The following is a 19431-nucleotide window of genomic DNA, read 5'->3' as shown; positions in this document are numbered from 1 at the left end:
TCAATGCCCCCTGTGATAGAGATATGGGAAAAGCCAGCGATGCAGCTTGCGGAACAAGATGTCGAAGCTGAGCCCCAGCACGCCGATTACCACGATGCCCGCCATGATCTCATCGGTGTGCAGGAACCGGCGGGCGCGCATCATCATCGCGCCGATACCGGTGGTGGAGGCCACGATCTCGGCGATGACCAGGTAGGTCCATGTCACGGCTAGCATCTGGCGCATGGCGATCAGGATATTGGGCATGACCGCCGGGAAGATGATCGTGCGCACGATGGTCAAGCGATTGCCGCCCAGTGTCAGACCGGTTTCGACAAGTTCGGCCCGCACCTGCCGCGTGTGATCCATGATCAGCGTGATCAGGAAGAAGACCACCCCGATCACTAGAAGCGCGATCTTGGGGGTCTCTCCGGTGCCGAACCACATCAACAGGATCGGAATGAAAGACGGCGCGGGCAGATAGCGCCAAGCCGAGACGAACGGGTTGAACACCGCTTCGATGGAAGGAAACGCACCCATCGCAACCCCCAGCGGAACAGCAACGGCGCAGGCGATGCCGAAGCTGAAAACCACGCGCCAGACGCTGATCAGGATGTCGGAAAGAAGATCGCGGTTGATCAACATATCCACCAGCGTCGTCAGCACCGTGTGGGGGGCGGGCACCAGAAGATCGTTCACCAATCCGGCCAAAGACACCCCCTCCCAGATCGCGAAGAACAGGGTCCAAATGAAGATGGCCGAGATCAGGGACTGGCTCTGAGAAACCGGTTCGCGCAATGCCAGCCAGCGCTTGCGCGGAGCGGCCTGTGAGGTGCGGGGCATGAGATAAGCCTGTGCTGTCTGGTGTGGGTCCTGTCGGAGGCCGGCGCGTGACCGCCCCCCGATTGAGATGTTGAGAGCGTTACTCGTTTGCCTCGATGGACTGGCGATAACCCGCCTCGACCAGATCGCCCATGAGCGAACAGTCGACGCCTTTGGATGCGTCCTGCACCTCCGACATCAGCCCGATCCGCACCCAGTACTCGTTGATCGTGGTAATCACATCCTCGATCGAGCCATTCCCGATGTTAAAGGGCGGCTCTCCGTCCAGAACGCCGCAAAGTTGCGCGGATTCGTCGAAGTCGTACATGTAAATCCCGCCTTCGAGATACTTGCCGTTTGTACCGATCACCGATTCTACATCGGCCAGCGGCCAACGCAGGAAATCCGACATAATCTGGTTGCCTTCTTCGGTGTTTTCGTTCCACCAACCAACGGCGTCGAAGCGCGCTTTCAGCATGTCGAGCGCAACCTGGCGGCGGTTTTTGATGAAATCACCGTTCATGTAGATCACGTCGGTGAAGATGCCCGTTTCCAGCATCCAGTCCTCGCCGGTGTCGACTGCCGAGCTGGAGCCGGGCAAATTTTCCATGACTCTGGTGATCCACGGTTCGTAGAGATAGGCCGCCGCCAGATCGCCTGACAGCATGGGGCCTACCGCCTCGTCTGCCAGAAGATTGACCCATTCGACCGAGTCGAATGGCACATCAGCGTTGTCGAGCCACACACCCATCTGCAACTGGCCGATATAGGCTTGCGGCGCACCGATGCTTTTACCTTGAATATTCTCGACCGTCAAACCTGGAGCCAGGATGATGTGATCGACACCGTAGGACGGGTTCGCGAAGCCCACGTTCACTACACCTGTGCCGCGCTCGATTGCCAGCGGTGTATAATCGCCAGTGCATTCGTAGATGTCTATCTGGCCCGCCGCCAGCGCCGCATGTCCGCCCAGCGGGTCGTCGAAGATGACCGAATTGATCTCGTACCCTTCGGCCAGCCCCTTTTGCTTGGCCAGTTCCAGCATAGCATAGCCCGGCCAAGACACGCACAGGCCGACATTTACTTGTTCCGCTACCGCTCCCCCGGCTGTGGCAGCCGCCACGGCCATCCCTGCGACCCAAGTCGCCTTCATTCGTCCAAGCATTCCGATCTCCCAGTCTATCGTTTAATTTTTAGTTGACTAAGAATTTATAGTAACTAAAAATAATTTCTGTCCAGAGTTTTTTTAACGCCTGCCGCGCCGGGTTCCTGAAACAGAACCAACAGCGTCAGAATCGAGGGAGGCGCAGCGCGCGTGGGACTGAGGAAGCAGCAGAAATTGGATCGTTCGATGCGCATTCTTGAAAGCGCGCGAACACGTTTTCAGAACGAAGGCTACGACGCGGTCACCATTGAAAGCATTGCCACCGATGCCGGCGTGTCCGCCGTGACCGTCTACAATTATTACGGAACCAAGGCGAACCTGCTTCTGGAACTCGTCCGCGAAAGCGACGTGCGCCTGATCGACCAACTGCGTGGCCTCACCGGCGATTTGCCGAACAGTATGGTCGACGCTGTGGCGCGGTTCGGCTCGATCATGCGCCATCACGCGATGAATTATCTGGCCAAGCCGACCTGGCGCGAGGTCGTGGCGGCCAGCATCCTGCAGGGCGGAAAGCAGTTCGGCGTCACCTATCGGAGTCTCGACAATGCGCTGACCGACATCATGACCGAACTGGTGGAAGCCTATCAGGCGCGCGGCACGCTCAACCGTGACCTCGACGCGCGCGCCTTTGCCGAGATGTTGTTCGAGATGCAGAACATCCGGTTTTTCCTCTTCGTCTCGGATGACAACCAGGATGAAGAAGGCGCCGACCGGCAGTTTCGCCGCGATCTGTCGGTCATATTTGCCGAGAAAACACCCCGCAAGGCGAAGGAAAATACTGCATGACCCAACACGGATACGAAACTGGCCGCCTGGATCTGCCTTTCGTCGGCATTTCCACCTTTGGCAAGAACCCCTATGTGCAGGATTGGGATGCCATCGACGCCGATGTGGCCATTCTGGGCGCGCCCTTTGATTTCGGCACGCAATGGCGCGCGGGTGCGCGATTTGGACCGCGCGGTATCCGCGAGGCCTCGACCCTGTTCTCCTTCGGTCATGGCGGCGCCTATGACCACGAGGATGACGTGACCTATCTGCCCGCGGACAAGGTGCGCGTCGTCGATATCGGAGACGCGGATATCGTGCATACCGACACCGAGACAAGCCATGCCAATATCGAACTCGGCGTGCGCAAGATCCTGGCCGCCCGCGCGCTACCCGTCACGTTGGGGGGCGATCATTCGATTAACATCCCCTGCATCAACGCCTTTGACGATCAGGAGCCGATTCACGTGGTGCAGATCGATGCGCATCTGGATTTTGTGGACGAACGGCACGGCGTCCGCTTCGGCCATGGCAACCCGATGCGCCGCGCGGCGGAAAAGGATTATGTGACCGGGCTGACTCAGCTTGGTATCCGCAATGTTTCGTCCACCGCGAAGGACGGCTATGACGTGGCGCGGGAGATGGGATCAGATATACTGTCGGTCCGCCAAGTCCGCGCGGCAGGCGTGTCCGCGGTGCTAGAGCGCATTCCCCAGGGCGCGCGTTATTACGTGACACTGGACATAGACGGGTTCGATCCCTCCATCGCGCCGGGTACCGGCACGCCCAGCCATGGCGGGTTTCTCTACTACGAGGTCCTCGAACTTCTGGACGGGCTGACCAAGCGGGGTGACATCGTAGGCATGGACCTGGTCGAGGTGGCGCCGGATTACGACCACACCGGCACCACCGCGATCCTCGCCGCGCAGGTGCTGATGAACACGATCGGCCGGATCATGCACAACCGAAAGGCTGGATAATGGGGAAGGTTTCTTATGATTTCTCGGGCAAATCCGTTCTGATTACCGGGGCCAGCCGGGGCATCGGGCTGGGCGTGGCGCGCGGCTTTGCCCGGGCGGGCGCCGATCTGAAAATCCTTGCCGATGACGCGGGGGTGTTCGAGGCGGCGGACAGACTTTCTTCAGAGACCGGGAATGCCGTCACCCCTATCCGTTGCGACATCACCGACACGGCCCAGATCGACGCGGCCCTAGACGGGATCGCGTCGCTCGACGTGCTGATCAACAATGCCGGGCTGGAGCGCACCACCCCACTGGAAGATCCCAATCAAGTGGTCGAAGACACCTTCCGCCGCATCATCGACATCAACGTGATGGGCACCTATCTGATGACCCGCCGCGCGCTACGCCGGATGGACAAGGGTGGGCGCATTATCCTGACTGCCTCGATCTGGGCCCGCACGGCGGTGGCGGAATTTTCGGCCTATTGCGCTTCGAAACACGCCAATCTGGGCTTCATGCGCTCCATTGCGCATGAACTGGGCCCGCGCGGCATCAACGTGAATGCCGTCTGCCCCGGCTGGGTCAAGACCGAGGCCGCCGTGCTGACGCTGGAGCGCATGGTCCAAAGCAGCGGCCGTTCCGAGCAGGAAGTGATGCAGGAAATCATCGACGGCCAGGTGCTTGACGGGTTGCTGGAGCCGGATGACATGGCGGCGATCTATCTTTTCCTCGCCTCGGACGGCGCGCGCGACATCACCGGGCAGGCCTATCATCTCGACCGGGGCGAGGTGATGGCATGAACTGGCTGGACCGGCAAACCGTGGTCATCACCGGCGCCGGGCGTGGCATCGGCGCAGCTTGCGCCCAGGCGTTCGGCGCGGCCGGAGCCGAGGTGATGTGCGCCGATCTGAACGATCCCGCGGACACCGTGCGCGCTATCCAGGATGCGGGAGGTCAGGCCAAGGCCGTCCAGTGCGACGTCTCGGACGAAGGCTCCGTACTGTCCCTGTTCGAAGAGGCCGCGAAAGCCGGGCCGCTGAATGCCGCGGTCAACTGCGCGGGCATCATCGACGAGCGCCCGCTGCTGAAAACCTCCGCCGCCGATTTCGACCGCATGATTGCCGTGAACCTGCGCGGGTCGTTCCTCGTGGGGCGCGAGGCCTTGCGCGCGATGCAGGGGCGGAAAGGCCGGCTGATCATGGTGGCATCGGACCTTGCCTATTACGGTCGCGAGACCTTCTCGCCCTATGTCGCGTCCAAGCACGGCGTGCTCGGCCTTGTCCGCTCCTGGGCTAAGGAGTTTGCGCCCGAGGTTCTCGTAAACGCGCTCTGCCCCGGTCCCATCGACACCGCGATGCTCGCGGCTGAGCACATGTCGCCGGAATGGCGCGAGAAAGAGCTGTCGATTCCGCTGGCCCGGTTCGGTCAACCCGAGGAAATCGCCCAGATGGCCCTGTTCCTGGCGGGGCCCAACGCAAATTACATCACCGGCCAGGGGATCGGTGTGAACGGTGGGAGTATAATGCCATGATCGCTAATCCAGTACCCTGGCCCAACGGCGCCAAGTGCGCGGCGTGCGTCACCTTCGACATGGATGCCGACAGCCTTGTACATATCAGCCATCCCAAGGATAGCCATCGAAAGGCGGCCACAACCTCGATGCTGCAATACGGCCCCGAAGTGGCCATTCCGCGGATCGTCGAGACATACAAGCGGCTGGGCATTCGCCAGTCCTTCTTCATCCCTGCGTGGTGCGTTGAGCGGTATCCGCAGGCCGTCGAGACCATCTTGGAGGGCGGAAACGAGATCGGCCATCACGGCTATATTCACGAGCATCCCAATGAATTGACGCCCGATGAGGAAGCCCATTGGCTGGACGTGGGGATAGACATTCTCAAATGCGCTACCGGTCAGGCGCCGCGCGGCTGGCGGGCGCCGCTCTACAACATGTCGGACGTGTCTTGCACCCTGTTGGCCGAGCGCGGATTTTCTTATGACGCCTCGCTGATGGGGGACGATCAGCCCTATATGCTGGACACGCCCAAGGGCAGCCTGGTGGAACTGCCGACGCATTGGGGGCTGGATGACTGGCCGCAGTTCGTGCAGTCCGAAGACTTGGGATACATGGGCAATATCATGGCCCCAACCATAGGGTTCGAACCCTACATTCAGGAATTCAACGCGATCCGGAAATATGGCGGGCTGTGGGTGGCAGTTGTGCATCCCTTTGCCACTGGACGATTGGCCCGGTGGGATGTGGTAGCGGGCTTTCTCGAAAAGGAGGTTGATGCAGGAGACGTCTGGTTCGCCCCGATGGAAGAGATCGCCGCCCATTTGCGTAAAGTCACCGAGTCCGGTGAATATGTCCCGCGCCGCGTCGTTATGCCTTCTTACGCAGGCCCGGTTTACGACGTGGCCGTAGCCAAACACGCCCCCTAGTGTAAAGATTGCTAAGAAATTCAAACTCATTATTCGGCGCTTATTTCGGCGCATGTTACAGTGTGCCGAAGAGATCAAGCGAAGTCGAAAAACCATTAGACTGGGTCTCGACGGCGGACTGGTCTGAGACGACTTTTCAAGAGATCAATTTCCGGCAGAGATCACCTTAGAGTGATCTCGTTCACCGCAGGTTTGCATGACGCGAAACCATGTCTTCGCCAAATCTAGGAAAGCACGTGAAATGTCCTTTGATCCCTCGATACCCGAAAGTACCGAGGTTTGTTCAACCGGTTCTTCAAAATGACTGTTTTTGAACGCGGACCAAACGTTCTCTGCGCAGGTGACAAGGAGGTCGGGAGCAGTGCTCAAGCCCGACCGCCCTACCCCAATTGCAGACATCGCACCGTGCCGAGACCAATATCCGGATTGGGAAACAACTCCGATTAATAAATCAGTCCTGGTTCCTGGTGGTCTGTTGCTCGTCCTTATGTCCGAGTTTACTCTCTTTGGCGGGCGTGGACACCGAAAATAAAGGCGCTGCCAGCTCGTGAGCGACAACGGAAGTACAGACGAATAGCAGGACCGATCCTTATTTGATTTGCTGCCCTATCCCCCGGTGATGCAATCCTGCGGTTCACTCTGTCTCTGGAGCATTGGGATTCCACTCGGGGATAGGTGGCGCGGAGGCCGGCCAACTTTGGAAGCTCTCTTGGCTTTCTGCATCCGGACGCCCTCGTTGGGCCAAGCGCCAGAGAACGAAAGCAGCAAAGAAGCTTGCTTCCGCCAAGAAGAATGCCCAAAGCCCCGACGTACCGGCAAACTCAAGAGCCGCAGTCGCCACCGCAGGACCAATTGTTGCTCCGCTCGCCCACATAATCAGAACCGTGGATGAAACCATCACGTGATCAGCCGGGTCCGTGTGGTCATTGGTGTGAGCGGTTGAGATCGTGTAAAGCGACTCCGCGAGCCCACCCCAAATTGCGAACAGTACGAGAAGTGCCCAAAAACCTTCACCGCTGAGTGCTGCGCCGCCACCCGCAATCACAATCGACACCGCCGAGATGCCAAGCCCTGCGCCAAGAATGACTTTACGTCGATCCATGCTGTCGCTGAGCCAGCCCAGTGGCCATTGTATAACCATGTTACCGCCCTGAAGGGCTGCAATCAGAAGAGCGATGTCGCCCGGCTCCAGTCCGACCTCGGTGCCATACATCGGGCCAACGCCCATCATCGTCATGCCAAGCCCGCCCGACACGAATGCCCCTACAAGGCCGACGGGAGAAATCCGGTAAACCGCAATCGGGCGGACCGCTATGCGCTCGGGCGGCGCTGGCTGCTGCAATCGCGTAAGCCCAACCGGGATCACGGCCGCTGCATAAAGACCCGCAAGCAACATCAGCGCCGCCGTTCCGTCGATATCCACCACCCGCATAAGAAGTGCGCCGCCGGCGAGTCCAAGCGTGTAGCTTATGTAAAACAGCGCCATGACCCGCCCGCGCCAATTCGTGATGGTCACGGCGTTCAGCCAGCTTTGAGCCACCATGAACATTCCTGTCGTGCAGAATCCGCCCAATACCCGCAGTCCGCCCCAGGAATACAAGCCTACGTCGAGGGCCAGAAGAAGCGCCGAAATCGTGCCGATGGCCGCCAGCGATGTGAATGCACGCACGTGACCGCTACGACGCACCATATGCCCCGACAGAAGGCATCCAAGCAACATGCCCGCAGCATACGCCGTCACCACGAGCCCAACGTTGCGCTGCCCGAGCCCCGCCTGATCGAGGCGTACCGGCACGTAAGTTGCCATCAGTCCGTTGCCAAGCGCAATTAACGCCATTCCGGCGACGAGCCCTCCAACCTGAATATAAGGCCTCGGCCACGCTCTCTTGGCTTCGGAAACGTCGCGCGTTTTACTCATCTCGCTCCTGATTTGACTGCAAGTTGGGCCAGTTCTACATAGACGCGGCCTCCGCCATCGCCCGATCTATTGAGTAGATCAAGTACTTTTGCCGCAACCGAACTCCGTAGCCGCACGTCTATCTAATTCGGGTTTGTTCGCACCACGTTTCTCGCCAGCGCCGCGACAAGGTCCGTTTGTGTAACGATGCCGATGATCTTGTCTCTTTCGAGAACCGGAACCGCATCCGTATCTCCGTCGGCCATCATCGGCAACAACGCCCCGATCGGCGTATGTGCCATCGCGCGCGGACCGGCAACACTCATGATGTCCCCGGCCTTCGTCGGATTTTCGCGATTTCCATCCAGCAGGCGCCGCAAGGCCGCAGCGTATCCGCGGTCAAGGCGCAAGGCATCCTGTCTTGCCTGGCTGATCAGGTGGATCTGGAAAATGACCCCCAGGAATCTCTCACCCTCCCCGGCGACGGGAAGGGATGTGAAACGGTGCTGCCGGAAAAGGTCCGCGACCTCGCTCAGGGACGTTTCGGGACGGATCGTGACAAGGTCGCGGGACATGATGTCCTGTGCCGTCACCGGAACGGCGTGATGTGCCGCGGCCTGCATCTCCGCTGCCCCGATCAGGCGCGCCAGGTCCTCGACCCCAAGGTTGAAGGACTGGCTGTAGCGCTCTAGGATGTTTGTCAGTTCTTCCTCGGACAGCCCTAGCCGTTCGGTCGGATTCCGGTCGCCAGTCCCGTGCTGGCTTGGGTCATCGAACTGCCGAAACGGGTAGTGCCGCCCCGTCAATCGCGCATAGATCGTCGCAAGAACCACAAGCGCCACGGTACCCACGCCAATCGGCGCAATCGCGAACCAGAACCCCAGATGCGCGATGGCATCGGGCGACAGGGCCGCCGTCATGGCCACCGCACCCGCCGGCGGGTGGACGGCGCGACACAGCATCGTCGCGGTTACGGCCAGTCCCACGGCAAGGCCGACCCTCAAGGCGGGATCGTCGACCCATAGGCAAACGGCGACTCCGACCAGTGCTGCTATCGTATTGCCGACAATCGCGGACCAGGGTTGCGCGAGCGGGCTGTTCGGAACCGCGAACAACAGAACGGACGTGGCGCCGAAGGGTGCGACAAGGTACAGCCCCAGTTCCAGGTCGACAGTCGGCGACAGCACGAAGAGACCGGTCAGCCCGAGCCCGATCAGGGCGCCAAGCCCTGCCCGAAAGGCCTCGACGCCGGAAACGCGTGCGACGGCTGGACCAAGTGATTTCAGAATGTGCACGTATGCGTCTCCAGGCAGGATGCGCACAAACTTTCATCACAGTGCCGCAGATTCAACACGGCAGTTGATCGAACCGTCAATCCGGCCGTCCCATCATCGGAATGCACGAAGCTGCTTGAGGATCGGGTCGATCACGTCAAAGTCGCGCTCCTCGCGGATCAGCACCCAGGCGGGAAGGTCGAAAACCGGCGCGCGCGCCACCGTTTGCAAGTTGCCTTTCCGGAGGTGTCGCTCGACCAGCCTCTCCGGGAAATAGCCGCAGCCACGGCGCACCAGCAGATGCTGCAACCCCAGCCAGCCGATATTGACGGACAGAACCGGGCTGGGAAAACCCGGGAACCCCGCACTAAACTGATCCGAGAATTCCGGCCCCCAATCGACGTGGATATACGCGTCGGGTGTCATCGCGCCCTCGGGGTCGGAGGTCACCATGACAAGGCGTTCGGTGAATAGCGGCAGCAGTTCCAGGTTTGGCCGCCGTTGCGGTGTATACATTGCCGCGATATCCAAACGACCATCGACGATCCCCTGCATCAGTTCCGGCTCGAATCCGATCTCCGCGCGAAAGGACAGATCGGGCCGGGCGACACTGATGTCCGCAATCCATGGGGTCAGGAACGACTCCCATAGACCGATGCGCGCGCCGATATTGATACGTGCGGAAAACCTCCGGGGCAGGCCGATCTCGCGCTGCGCCTGCTCCAGCGCGCGCACCATCTGCCCTGCGTGGACCAGGAACCGCTCGCCGTCATGCGTCAGAACCGCGCCGGCCTTGCTGCGGGTGAAAAGCCGTCGGCCCAGCAACTGCTCCAGCGCGTGGATCCGGGCACTGACCGTCGATTGCGTGATGTGCAGCAGGTCGGCGGCGGCAACAAAGCTGCCGCTGTCCGAAACCGCAAGGAACGTGCGTGCATGTTCAATGTTCAATGTTCGTACCTCACGATAGTATCTCGAATTCCGATTTGAAATATCAATTAAATTCGCTTTTCCGATTGCAATATGTGGCCGATAATTGCGTTGACGCTGCGACATTCGCATCATGCGGCCCACCACCCACGCGACCAAACGTTTTCAGTTCCCACAGCAGACGGAGACCGAAATGACCGACAGAGGATACGCATCCTCCCCCTGCTACATGCACGAGTGGGACGACAGTGCGCGTGCCGTGTCACCTCCAGATCCCGATAACTGGTCGGAAATCGCACGTTGGCGCAAGCTTCAGCGCGAGGATTTGATCGAGAAACGCCTCGAACTTTCGGTCAGCACCCGGCAGGCAACATCGCGTAGCATCGCCGCGGCGCTGTATAACGCCGTCGATGTCGACTCGAAACCTGTCATCGGCGTCTACTGGCCTTTCCGGGGCGAACCCGATCTGCGCGACTGGATGCGCCGCGTTACAGAGCGCGGCGGCCGCATCGCCCTACCCGAAGTCGCGGGTAAGGCAAAGCCGCTCGTGTTCCGGGAATGGACCCCGGGATGTTCCATGCGGCGCGGTGTCTGGAAAATCCCGGTTCCGGACAATAACACGTGCCTTCTGCCGGACATCGTTATCTCGCCAGTGGTCGGCGCCGATGCGGCAGGATTCCGGCTGGGATACGGTGGCGGCTTCTACGACCGGACGTTGGCCAGTCTCTCACCGCGAGTCCGCGCAATTGGTGTGGGGCACGTTGTCTCGACACTCCACACGATCTATCCGCAACCCCACGACATCGCGATGGACGACATGATCCTCGTCGACCCGGCCCGGGACCAAGCGCAATGACGCAGATCTGGACCAAGCGCGCCTATGCCGAGGCGCATGCGAATGACGGCACGCGCATTCTGGTCGACCGGGTCTGGCCGCGCGGCGTGTCCAAGCATGACCTGAATATCGCGGCATGGGAAAAGGACGTCGCGCCGAGCAAGGACCTGCGCCAGTGGTTCAACCACGACCCCGGCAAATGGGATGAGTTCCGCGACGCGTATTTCGCGGAACTCGACAAACGGCGCGACGCGGTCGAACGGATTGCCGGTCAGGTGCGCGAAGGCCGGGTCACGCTGATCTATGGCGCAAAGGACGAGCGTCACAACAACGCCGTCGCGCTCAAGGACTATCTCGAACGAAGATCCGTTACCTGATGCGCGGCATACTGCACCAACCGATCTGCGACATTCTTGGCTGCGATTACCCCGTCCTTCAGGCGGGCATGGGCGGCGTCGCACGCGCCGAACTGGCGGCGGCGGTCTCCGGTGCGGGCGGGTTCGGATGCCTCGGCATGGTGCGCGAGCCTTGCGACCTGATAAGGCGGGAAATCGCGGAGGTGCGACACCGAACCGACCGCGCCTTCGGGGTCAACCTCATTCCGGCTGCGACCGACCCCGACCTCTTCACCGAACAGCTGAAGACCTGCAAGGACGAAGGCATCGAAACTCTGGTCTTCTTCTGGGATGTCATGCCCGAGGCCGTCGCGCACGCCAACGACCTTGGCATGCAGGTCCTCTACCAGGTGGGCTCGGTCGACCAGGCCTGCGCCGCGGAAGCGGCCGGCGCGGTCGCGGTCATCGCCCAGGGCGTCGAGGCCGGCGGGCATGTTCACGGCACCGTATCCTCGCTGGTTCTGGTGCAGCAGGTGGCCGCCGCAACCGACTTGCCTGTCATCGCTTCGGGCGGTTTCGCAACCGGACGCAGCCTCGTCGCGGCCATGGCGCTGGGTGCGCAGGGCATCCACTGCGGCACGGCATTCCTGGCGACAACGGAATCCTTTGCGCACGATCTGCATAAACAACGCGTCGTACAGGCGGCGTCGGACGAGACGGTCCATACGGACGCCTTCGTCATCAACTGGCCCAAGGGCGCCGCGGTCCGCGTGCTGCGCTCTGAAGTCACCAACCTTTTGGGCGACCGACTCTTCGCCCACGACCCCAACACGATCCCCCGCCACCAGATCGCCGACGAGGAAGGCAAGCCGATCTATCGCTGGAGCACGGACTCCCCGCTGCGCTCAATGCAGGGCGATCTGGATCAACTCGCCCTCTTTGCCGGTCAGTGCGCAGGCTCGGTACACAGTATCCGACCGGCAAAGGAAATATTGCAATCTATCTTGGATGAAGCGCACGCATGTATAGAAAGGAATGGAATGGGCACGAAACTGTCATAGCGGACTCAGACCCCGCTATTGGAAAATTTTTGGATATTGTGTCATAAGGATGCGCTGAATTTTGGTGAAGCGGCTTCAAAGAAGAAACTATCTGCTGGAGTGATGAGAGGTGACAAACGAAGATCGTATCGTCGCCCTTGAGCGGGAAATTATCCATCTGCGTAAAGCAGCCGTCAAAGTCGTTTTGAGCCTGGTCGAAGGCGCGATCACGTCGCCCAAGGAGCGGGAGGTTCTGGCGCGCAGTCTCGAACTGGATGCCAAGGATGCCGACGAGGAAACGGCGCGTCTTTATAGGCTCATCGCCAGCGCTGTAAGGAACTGCAACGAAAATGCCTGACCTCAAGTTGTGCTTATTATTTTGTCTGGCGCCAGCACAAATGCCGGAAAGAATGGCCAGCCTTTAGGCCGACACAGCCCGTCAGGCGGCGGTGTCTTTCATCGACTATGCCTTAGAGCATCGGCACCTGACGCCGAGAACTGGCGGTCAAGGACAACGATGAGAAGCGTTACTCCGAATCTAGCGGAGCCGCGATATTCGTTAACGTCAATTTCATTAAGGGTTGCTATCCGACGTCATCGCGAACCTCGCCTGATCGCCAAATAAACCGAAACCAATGTGTGCGCCAACGCCCCCTGCCCTTACCGCGGTTGCAAAAGTACTTCTGCGTCTATGGTATTTCTTTCAGAGCGGCCATAGAGCGGTCGACATTTCAAACGGACCAGCGTTTCCTTCGCCGTGGTCAAGATGCATTCCACCGCTCGGGAGTAACGTTTTAGCAATATGTCTAACGTCAGCACCTACCGGACAGATTTAGGTGTTTGAGGAACGGAGGATTTCTGGTTCATCGAAGCCATAATGGAGCGAAGATGAACAAGAGATCCGGAACATCCAAGGATGCTGCTGACAAGCTTGTTAGGGGTATCAAGCGTAAGACCCGCAAGCACTACTCGGCGGAGGAGAAGATCCGCATCGTGCTTGCCGGGATGCGGGGCGAAGAAAGCATAGCGGCCCTGTGCCGTCGTGAAGGGATCGCTGAGAGCCTTTATTACAGCTGGTCGAAGGAGTTTCTTGAGGCTGGGAAGAACCGGCTGGCGGGTGACACAGCCCGTCAGGCGACAGCTCCCGAGGTCAAGGAACTGCGCTCTGAGGCAGCCGCGCTGAAAGAAGTGGTCGCGGAGCTGACACTGGAGAACAGGCTGCTCAAAAAAAGCACGTTCGGGGATGGGGAGGACGACGCATGAGATACCCAGCCTCGGAGAAGCTCGAGATCATTCGGACAGTCGAAGCCTCGCATTTGCCGGTCAGGCGGACCCTGACCATGCTCGGCATTCCCAGCAGCACCTATTACCAGTGGTATGCGCGGTGGGCCGATGGCGGCGTTGACGCTTTGCGTGACACGTCCCCGCGGCCTCGGGCGGTGTGGAACCGCATCCCGGACGAGATCCGCGACGCCTTCGTTGAGTTCGCGCTGGATCATGAGGATCTGACGCCACGGGAATTGGCGGTCAAATACACCGATGAGAAACGGTATTTTGTATCTGAGTCCTCGGCATACCGCATTCTCAAGGCCCAGGACCTGATCACGGCTCCGGCCCATGTGGTGATCCGTGCCGCCGATGAGTTCCGGGACAAGACAACTCGGCCCAACGAACTCTGGCAAACCGACTTCACCTATCTCAAGGTCATCGGTTGGGGCTGGTTCTATCTCAGCACGATCCTCGACGATTACAGCCGCTACATCATCGCGTGGAAGCTCTGCACGACAATGAAGGCCGTGGATGTGACGGACACGCTGGATCTGGCGCTGGAGGCCTCGGGCTGTGCTCATGCGACAGTCGTTCACAAGCCCCGGCTGCTCAGCGACAACGGCTCGTCCTACGTTGCGGCCGACCTGGCCGACTACCTCGATACCAAAGGTATGGATCACGTCCGCGGCGCGCCGAACCATCCCCAGACCCAAGGCAAGATCGAGCGTTGGCACCAGACCCTGAAGAACCGCATCCTGCTCGAGAACTACTACCTGCCCGGCGCGCTCGAGGAGTCCATCGGCGACTTTGTCGAGCACTACAACCACCAGCGCTACCACGAAAGCCTCGGGAACCTGATCCCGGCCGACGTCTACTTCGGCAGGGCAGACACCATCCTCAGACGACGAAAGGAGATCAAACAGAAGACAATCGAGAAGCGGCGCTTGCTTCATCGCCAGACAGCCGCGTAGCCTAAACCATGAAAGAACCAGAGCCTCCGCTAACCGTCAGGCCAACGTGTTCCAAATCATCTGACGTCGGACAAGCGGCGATGTGAAGCCGTATCGTCCCGAGCAACTTAGGTCGCGAACCGGTCTCAGTTCATTTTACGAACAGTGATGGTCAGCTCTGGTTACAGCAGAGGTTGCAGAAGTAATGGCCTTCTGATCAGGTTGCGACCGTTTGTTTCAAACTCGCGCCCTGAGCGGCTTCGCGCTTGTCTATCAGCACCGCTTTGGAAGACCATCTCATATCACCGTGGTTGTTGCGGTATGAGATCGGGATGATCGCCATCATCACCATCGCGATGATCGCCGCGCCAATGGCGTACGTAGATCGTCACTACGATGGTCCGCGTTAAAGTCTGCTCAGGATGGCACGCGTTTCAGGCATGCGGTCAAGTGAGTTTGCAATATGTTCCCGCCAGCGCGGACCGACGTCCTGTGCCGTGATATATGCTTGTGACAAATCGTCCGGCCGATCCTCGGCGAGCGTTTCTATGAGAAACTCAGCCTGTTCCCTATCCTTGACTGCCTTAAGGCTCCCTGCCCCGTCGCGCCGGCGATCCGCGATGATCAATTTGTGAATTGCGTAGCGCTCCGGACGCGGCACCTGGACCAGTATCCCTGACCGATAGATGGCCGCTGCATGAATCGGCTCTGCGATCAGGAAATTGAGATAGTTCAATGCCTGCGCGTTGACGCCAAGCGCAGGTAAGGCGCGAATGGTTTCCTCGCCAAACGCCGGTGTAAGGAATTCGACCAGCTGGCCACTACCCCCCTGCGCCCATCTCCAGGTGCGCCCCGGATCAAGTCCAGGCAAGGGATCGAATTTTAACACCGAAAACGTCTCCGCCAACCCCGGGTCAACTTTGTCCTGCAATGCGACGCTGAGCTTTTGGAACTGTGCGATGTCGATGTCGCCGGTGTTCGCCATCCCGCCCAATGGCAGCCGTACCCCAAGCTCGCCTTCAAAGAGCCGAAATGCATTGGTTCCGACGATGGTGCCGCCTAGCCGGAAGGTCCCGGCAGCGGCCATGGCCGACAGGATGGAGCCGGTGGCCCGGTCGGTGGGCGTCATGCCTTCGGCACGAAGCAGTCGGACCAGGCGAGATCGCTCGGCCTGCCGCTCTTTTGCAGTTTCTTGCAGTTCTTCAATGCGGTCGATGCGTCCACGCGTTTCCTCGTTATCTTCCCCGATATAGAAGAAACGCGTGTCATGTCCGACGCGGCGCGCGGCGTACCAATACGCCTTGTCGCCGCGTTGTTTCAGCGTCGGTTTGCCTTTTACGCCGGAGACTGCTTCGTCCCTCAAGAGACGTACCAGGTCGGTATATGCACTCATTGCGATACTGCTGAGAGAGGTCATGCCTATCACTTTCGTGTTTTGCTTGGCACATTATGCCTAACAAAAAATAAAAATGCTAGTCATGACTTCAAACTATCGTAGGTCGTAAAGGGTCATCCATTTTCGGATGGCCGGCACCGTCTCCGATCCTGTCCCAGGGGTAAGCAAGTAGACGCACTTGCATTTCAGAGCCCGCCAAAGCCTTTCGGCGAAGATGTTGCCCACTGCCCAGCCGTAGTCGGCTTGTAAACCATGAAATGGGGAGCCGACGCTTTCCGTACTTCGAGATGCGCACATCTTGAACATGCCGAAATCACTTACTCGAAAATGGTGAAATCAGCCTGTGTTATTAGAAAGCTAGCTCCTTTAAATTTTCTTAAATCAAAATCGGTTAAATGTGGGTTGTGAATAATTAAGGATAACACATGAAGATCATTTTCAATAAGAAGATCTACGATACCGACCAGGCCACCGAAATTACCTCTGTTCGCTATGCGACTCCGAATAACTTGGCGTGGTTTCGAGAGGACCTCTATCGTTCCAGGAATGGCGCTTGGTTCATCGTCGGCGTAGGTGGCCCCCTTTCGCACTATGCGGTTGAACTCGAGGACGGTATCAGGGAAGGGCGACGCAGACTCACGCCGATGTCGTCCGACGAGACGATCGCCTGGCTCGAAAAGCATGGCAAGTACTCGGTGATCGAGGACCACTTCTCAGATTGGTTGGAAATCGCCTGAAGTTCAGGTTCAAGTCGACAACGACATCAAGGGCAGCAGACTCATAAGTGAACGGGTGCGCGGGGTGATCAACGCGCGCCCGTTTAACATTGTAGTGTCACATCCGATCCACCTGCCGCAAATCTTCCCATTTCGGAAAATATATTAATTTCCAAAATAATATTTTCTCATAATTATACAGAATAGAAGAAAATTGGAGATACGTGGTGATTAAACATCAATTGGAGAGCCTCGAATTAGCAGAGCTCAAAGACATCAAAGTCTATGTGGAAAGGTTAATTCGGGAAAAAGAAGAAGAAGCACGCCAACGGGCAAAGGCGGAACTTGAGGAACGCGCTCGGGAGTTGGGCTTCAATGCATCGGAATTGTTTGGTGCGGAACCCCGAAAATCAAAAAAGCAGCCCACGCACCAAAACCCTGAGAATCCGAAAGAGAAATGGACCTATGGCCCCGGCCCAAAACCGCACTGGATTACCGAATACTTGAAGAAAGGTGGCAAACTGGAAGACCTAGAAATCAAAAGCTAGGAGACTGTCTGAATTGGCGACTTTCAGTCCCGAATGGGGATGTGCGCGATCCAATGCCTCTCCGGCCTGCCGGTTTGAGAATTGACCTGCGGCGCATGTGACGCCGCAGATCGGTGTTCGAATATTCCCGGACAGGCAACTTCCTGGCATAGGCTGCCCCAACCAAATTGGACGTGAGGGAAGTCCGATCCACAAGAGGCGTGATTCAATCGATGCCTGGCGTTCCGACACCAAGAGTTTCTAAAGTAACGCGTCGAATTCACCTATTGGATGGAGGCTTTTTTGTTCTGCCGGTGTATCTCGTTCCGGCTGGGACCTATTGACCCACTTCCAGGAATCAGACCGTGCCGGCCTGCCCCTCATTTCCTTGCCAATTGATTTGAATGCCGTAGCAGCGTTTCCAGGTGGGAACAGCGGCACGAACATGCTCTTCCTCAAGGACGAGATCGTAAAGACGGCCTTGCGCTGGAGAGACGTCATCACGCACGACGTTCACCAAGAACCAGCCGGAAGGCCCACGTTTAATCACGACAATCGAAGCAACAGCATCATACTTGTAGCTCTTGGCAGGTCCTCGCATACGGGCAGTAAGACAGGCGCCAGGTCTATTGGATTTTGCCAAGCCAAACTTCGCGAGATCGGCTTCCGCCTCCTCGACGAGCTCTTTCAGGTCACTCGACGTGTGTACAAAACGTTTGGCTTTGCCCATTACTCGCCCAATACTGGCTTCAATCTTTTGACGGTTATTTTCGTTAATTTTAATCTTCATATCAATTATCTCCTATAACTAAATTGATATAAAGTATTTAGGCTGCGCAATTAAACCGATCAATCGTTTTCTGGTTAACAAACTATTAAACGCGATTTTTCTTAATAGGTTTTAAATAGTTCCTCTAGGAAGGTGTTCGAATTCCAGAGGGTTCGACTGCTGTCGTTAACTTTCCATTCAATTTGGGTCAGCGTCTGGAGCTTTCCGACCTGTTCCGAATTTCTGGGGATAGCTGCGGGGACTGATAAGCAGAGCCATTATCGTTACCGTTTGGTCGGGCGATTTCAGAGCACTGAACGGCCCGTGCTGAACTGGCTGAACCCCAACAATGGAGTTCAGCATGCCCCGTTTCGATCACAATGCCTTCGTCAACGCCTGCCGCGATGAGCGCGGCGTCGGACATCACACCTTGCGGGCCTATGCCCAGGATCTGCGAACTTTCGCCCGTTTCGCTGAGGCCCACCGTCTCAGCGACCCGCTGTCGAAGGACGACATCCTCGCCTACCACCGGCATCTGCGTGATGAGTTGGGCGCCAAGCCCGCGACCATCGAGCGGCGGCTCGTGACGCTCAAGTCCTACTTTGCCTGGCGCGAAGATCGAAACAGCGCCCTGCCCTCCCCGTTCGCAGATGTCCGCATCTCTGTGAGGATCCCGCGTCGCCTGCCGCGTCCCATCGACCGAGACACCCTCAGAGCGGTTCTCAAAGAGGGTAAAGACACATTCGCTGTGCGGTCAAAGTCGGGCGCAGACGACGCTATGCCAACCTCACAAAACGATGTCACGATCCTGATCATCAAGCTGCTCATCGTGACCGGGCTGCGGATCAGCGAGCTGACCAATGTTAAGGTTCGCGACGTCTCGCATGACGGAGGCCAAATCCTCGTGAATGGCAAGGGAAGCAGGGAGCGCATCGTCTTTGTACCAAATCGCGAACTGCGGGAGGACTTCAGGCGACATTCCGAGGTACGTCGCAAGGAGGGCTCCGTCGCAGCACCCCTGTTCCTGAACACGGAAGGTCGTCGGCTGCGCTCGGCCACGTTCCGAAAACGGCTGCGGGCCATGTCTAGGCGCCTCGGGATCGAACCACACCTGACCCCGCACCGGTTCCGGCACTCGGCCGCAACACTGCTGATCGAAGAAGGTATCGACATCCGGATGGTCCAGGCCTTGCTCGGACATGCCAGCCTCAGGACCACCGAGATCTATGTGAGGCTATCAAACCACGCGCTGCGACGAGCGTTGGAGCGGGTAAACATTCTGGATGTGCTTTCGGTTTGACGGACCAATCGGGACACTCGCCCAATCAAGTCTGCGCTGCGGTGCCGCCCGCCAGACCCGATAT

Annotated in this window: 21 protein-coding genes; 13 read left to right on the top strand and 8 right to left on the bottom strand. The window is 58.5% G+C overall.

All coding sequences use genetic code 11. The features are described from left to right. Complete coding sequence (locus FIU86_RS21330) at positions 1–822, bottom strand: ABC transporter permease (protein ID WP_152477387.1); 822 nt, start codon at positions 820–822, stop codon at positions 1–3. 79 nt (positions 823–901) lie between these two features. Next, positions 902–1966: an ABC transporter substrate-binding protein gene (locus FIU86_RS21325; protein ID WP_152477386.1), complete on the bottom strand. Its 1065-nt coding sequence runs from the start codon at positions 1964–1966 to the stop codon at positions 902–904. Positions 1967–2152: 186 nt separating this feature from the next. On the opposite strand from FIU86_RS21325, the gene FIU86_RS21320 reads away from it, so the two are divergent. Genes FIU86_RS21320 through FIU86_RS21300 form a run of 5 tightly spaced genes read left to right on the top strand, consistent with a single transcriptional unit; the run spans position 2153 to position 6132 of the window. Beyond that, positions 2153–2752 (top strand): TetR/AcrR family transcriptional regulator, encoded by a 600-nt coding sequence (locus FIU86_RS21320; protein WP_152477385.1) that lies wholly within the window; start codon positions 2153–2155, stop codon positions 2750–2752. Further along, positions 2749–3711: an agmatinase gene (speB, locus tag FIU86_RS21315; protein ID WP_152477384.1), complete on the top strand. Its 963-nt coding sequence runs from the start codon at positions 2749–2751 to the stop codon at positions 3709–3711. The genes FIU86_RS21320 and speB overlap by 4 nt, the downstream gene beginning before the upstream one ends. Next, positions 3711–4493 carry an SDR family NAD(P)-dependent oxidoreductase gene (locus FIU86_RS21310; protein ID WP_152477383.1) on the top strand — a complete coding sequence of 261 codons (783 nt, stop codon included), beginning with the start codon at positions 3711–3713 and terminating at the stop codon, positions 4491–4493. The genes speB and FIU86_RS21310 overlap by 1 nt, the downstream gene beginning before the upstream one ends. Then, a complete protein-coding gene (locus FIU86_RS21305) occupies positions 4490–5224 on the top strand; it encodes an SDR family NAD(P)-dependent oxidoreductase (protein WP_152477382.1) in 735 nt (244 codons plus the stop codon). The genes FIU86_RS21310 and FIU86_RS21305 overlap by 4 nt, the downstream gene beginning before the upstream one ends. Then, entirely contained in the window at positions 5221–6132 is a 912-nt protein-coding gene (locus tag FIU86_RS21300) for a polysaccharide deacetylase (RefSeq protein ID WP_152477381.1), read from the top strand. Before FIU86_RS21305 ends, FIU86_RS21300 begins: the two co-directional genes overlap by 4 nt. Positions 6133–6766: 634 nt before the next feature. Here the strand turns inward: FIU86_RS21300 and FIU86_RS21295 are convergent. The 3 genes from FIU86_RS21295 to FIU86_RS21285 all read right to left on the bottom strand — a co-directional run bounded on the left by FIU86_RS21295 (position 6767) and on the right by FIU86_RS21285 (position 10365). Next, positions 6767–8050 carry an MFS transporter gene (locus FIU86_RS21295; RefSeq protein ID WP_152477380.1) on the bottom strand — a complete coding sequence of 428 codons (1284 nt, stop codon included), beginning with the start codon at positions 8048–8050 and terminating at the stop codon, positions 6767–6769. A gap of 122 nt (positions 8051–8172) precedes the next feature. Beyond that, the gene (locus tag FIU86_RS21290; protein ID WP_152477379.1) at positions 8173–9324 is read right to left on the bottom strand and encodes an HPP family protein; all 1152 of its coding nucleotides are present in this window, start codon (positions 9322–9324) and stop codon (positions 8173–8175) included. 93 nt (positions 9325–9417) lie between these two features. Next, positions 9418–10365: a LysR family transcriptional regulator gene (locus FIU86_RS21285; RefSeq protein ID WP_254704046.1), complete on the bottom strand. Its 948-nt coding sequence runs from the start codon at positions 10363–10365 to the stop codon at positions 9418–9420. Between the two features lie 58 nt (positions 10366–10423). Here FIU86_RS21285 and FIU86_RS21280 point away from each other — a divergent pair, with 58 nt between their 5' ends. From FIU86_RS21280 to FIU86_RS21260, 5 genes are all read left to right on the top strand, one after another. Next, a complete protein-coding gene (locus FIU86_RS21280; protein ID WP_152477378.1) occupies positions 10424–11086 on the top strand; it encodes a 5-formyltetrahydrofolate cyclo-ligase in 663 nt (220 codons plus the stop codon). Next, positions 11083–11442 carry a DUF488 domain-containing protein gene (locus FIU86_RS21275; protein WP_152477377.1) on the top strand — a complete coding sequence of 120 codons (360 nt, stop codon included), beginning with the start codon at positions 11083–11085 and terminating at the stop codon, positions 11440–11442. Before FIU86_RS21280 ends, FIU86_RS21275 begins: the two co-directional genes overlap by 4 nt. Then, positions 11442–12461 carry a nitronate monooxygenase family protein gene (locus FIU86_RS21270; protein ID WP_152477376.1) on the top strand — a complete coding sequence of 340 codons (1020 nt, stop codon included), beginning with the start codon at positions 11442–11444 and terminating at the stop codon, positions 12459–12461. Before FIU86_RS21275 ends, FIU86_RS21270 begins: the two co-directional genes overlap by 1 nt. 109 nt (positions 12462–12570) lie before the next feature. Then, positions 12571–12798 carry a hypothetical protein gene (locus FIU86_RS21265; RefSeq protein WP_152477375.1) on the top strand — a complete coding sequence of 76 codons (228 nt, stop codon included), beginning with the start codon at positions 12571–12573 and terminating at the stop codon, positions 12796–12798. A gap of 530 nt (positions 12799–13328) precedes the next feature. Next, positions 13329–14680 (top strand): IS3 family transposase gene (locus FIU86_RS21260; protein ID WP_152477374.1). Its coding sequence is split into 2 segments (ribosomal slippage): positions 13329–13665 and positions 13665–14680, totalling 1353 coding nucleotides; the frame shifts between segments, so codons are not numbered across the junction. Positions 14681–14876: 196 nt separating this feature from the next. Here the strand turns inward: FIU86_RS21260 and FIU86_RS23070 are convergent. Beyond that, positions 14877–15005 carry a hypothetical protein gene (locus FIU86_RS23070; RefSeq protein WP_302848773.1) on the bottom strand — a complete coding sequence of 43 codons (129 nt, stop codon included), beginning with the start codon at positions 15003–15005 and terminating at the stop codon, positions 14877–14879. Positions 15006–15065: 60 nt separating this feature from the next. Continuing rightward, positions 15066–16076, bottom strand: a complete 1011-nt coding sequence (locus tag FIU86_RS21255; RefSeq protein ID WP_172977605.1) for a GSU2403 family nucleotidyltransferase fold protein — start codon at positions 16074–16076, stop codon at positions 15066–15068. Between the two features lie 404 nt (positions 16077–16480). On the opposite strand from FIU86_RS21255, the gene FIU86_RS21250 reads away from it, so the two are divergent. Together FIU86_RS21250 and FIU86_RS21245 are read left to right on the top strand one after the other, a co-directional pair. After that, a complete protein-coding gene (locus tag FIU86_RS21250) occupies positions 16481–16792 on the top strand; it encodes a hypothetical protein (protein WP_152477372.1) in 312 nt (103 codons plus the stop codon). A gap of 206 nt (positions 16793–16998) precedes the next feature. Next, on the top strand, positions 16999–17319 hold the full coding sequence (locus FIU86_RS21245; protein ID WP_172977604.1) for an H-NS family nucleoid-associated regulatory protein: 321 nt from the start codon (positions 16999–17001) through the stop codon (positions 17317–17319). Positions 17320–17656: 337 nt separating this feature from the next. Here the strand turns inward: FIU86_RS21245 and FIU86_RS21240 are convergent, their stop codons facing one another. Further along, on the bottom strand, positions 17657–18088 hold the full coding sequence (locus FIU86_RS21240; protein ID WP_152477370.1) for a hypothetical protein: 432 nt from the start codon (positions 18086–18088) through the stop codon (positions 17657–17659). Positions 18089–18428: 340 nt separating this feature from the next. On the opposite strand from FIU86_RS21240, the gene FIU86_RS21235 reads away from it, so the two are divergent. Continuing rightward, positions 18429–19367 (top strand): tyrosine-type recombinase/integrase, encoded by a 939-nt coding sequence (locus tag FIU86_RS21235; protein ID WP_152477369.1) that lies wholly within the window; start codon positions 18429–18431, stop codon positions 19365–19367. Positions 19368–19431: the final 64 nt, after the last annotated feature.

The sequence above is a fragment of the Roseovarius sp. THAF9 genome (assembly GCF_009363715.1).
In the GTDB taxonomy this organism is placed as follows: Bacteria; Pseudomonadota; Alphaproteobacteria; order Rhodobacterales; family Rhodobacteraceae; genus Roseovarius.
Note: the sequence above shows the minus strand (reverse complement) of the source record. Positions and strands in the feature narration are given on the sequence as shown.

Excerpts from the sequence above, each read along its gene's own strand:
- FIU86_RS21275 (WP_152477377.1), top strand. The coding sequence starts at position 11,083 with ATGACGCAGATCTGGACCAAGCGCGCCTATGCCGAGGCGCATGCGAAT.
- FIU86_RS21240 (WP_152477370.1), bottom strand. The coding sequence starts at position 18,088 with ATGAAGATTAAAATTAACGAAAATAACCGTCAAAAGATTGAAGCCAGT.
- FIU86_RS21255 (WP_172977605.1), bottom strand. The coding sequence starts at position 16,076 with ATGACCTCTCTCAGCAGTATCGCAATGAGTGCATATACCGACCTGGTA.
- FIU86_RS21320 (WP_152477385.1), top strand. The coding sequence starts at position 2,153 with ATGCGCATTCTTGAAAGCGCGCGAACACGTTTTCAGAACGAAGGCTAC.
- FIU86_RS21285 (WP_254704046.1), bottom strand. The coding sequence starts at position 10,365 with ATGATGCGAATGTCGCAGCGTCAACGCAATTATCGGCCACATATTGCA.
- FIU86_RS21295 (WP_152477380.1), bottom strand. The coding sequence starts at position 8,050 with ATGAGTAAAACGCGCGACGTTTCCGAAGCCAAGAGAGCGTGGCCGAGG.
- FIU86_RS21250 (WP_152477372.1), top strand. The coding sequence starts at position 16,481 with ATGAAGATCATTTTCAATAAGAAGATCTACGATACCGACCAGGCCACC.
- FIU86_RS21280 (WP_152477378.1), top strand. The coding sequence starts at position 10,424 with ATGACCGACAGAGGATACGCATCCTCCCCCTGCTACATGCACGAGTGG.
- FIU86_RS21325 (WP_152477386.1), bottom strand. The coding sequence starts at position 1,966 with ATGCTTGGACGAATGAAGGCGACTTGGGTCGCAGGGATGGCCGTGGCG.
- FIU86_RS21305 (WP_152477382.1), top strand. The coding sequence starts at position 4,490 with ATGAACTGGCTGGACCGGCAAACCGTGGTCATCACCGGCGCCGGGCGT.
- FIU86_RS21310 (WP_152477383.1), top strand. The coding sequence starts at position 3,711 with ATGGGGAAGGTTTCTTATGATTTCTCGGGCAAATCCGTTCTGATTACC.
- speB (WP_152477384.1), top strand. The coding sequence starts at position 2,749 with ATGACCCAACACGGATACGAAACTGGCCGCCTGGATCTGCCTTTCGTC.
- FIU86_RS21330 (WP_152477387.1), bottom strand. The coding sequence starts at position 822 with ATGCCCCGCACCTCACAGGCCGCTCCGCGCAAGCGCTGGCTGGCATTG.
- FIU86_RS21300 (WP_152477381.1), top strand. The coding sequence starts at position 5,221 with ATGATCGCTAATCCAGTACCCTGGCCCAACGGCGCCAAGTGCGCGGCG.
- FIU86_RS21235 (WP_152477369.1), top strand. The coding sequence starts at position 18,429 with ATGCCCCGTTTCGATCACAATGCCTTCGTCAACGCCTGCCGCGATGAG.
- FIU86_RS23070 (WP_302848773.1), bottom strand. The coding sequence starts at position 15,005 with ATGATGGCGATCATCCCGATCTCATACCGCAACAACCACGGTGATATG.
- FIU86_RS21270 (WP_152477376.1), top strand. The coding sequence starts at position 11,442 with ATGCGCGGCATACTGCACCAACCGATCTGCGACATTCTTGGCTGCGAT.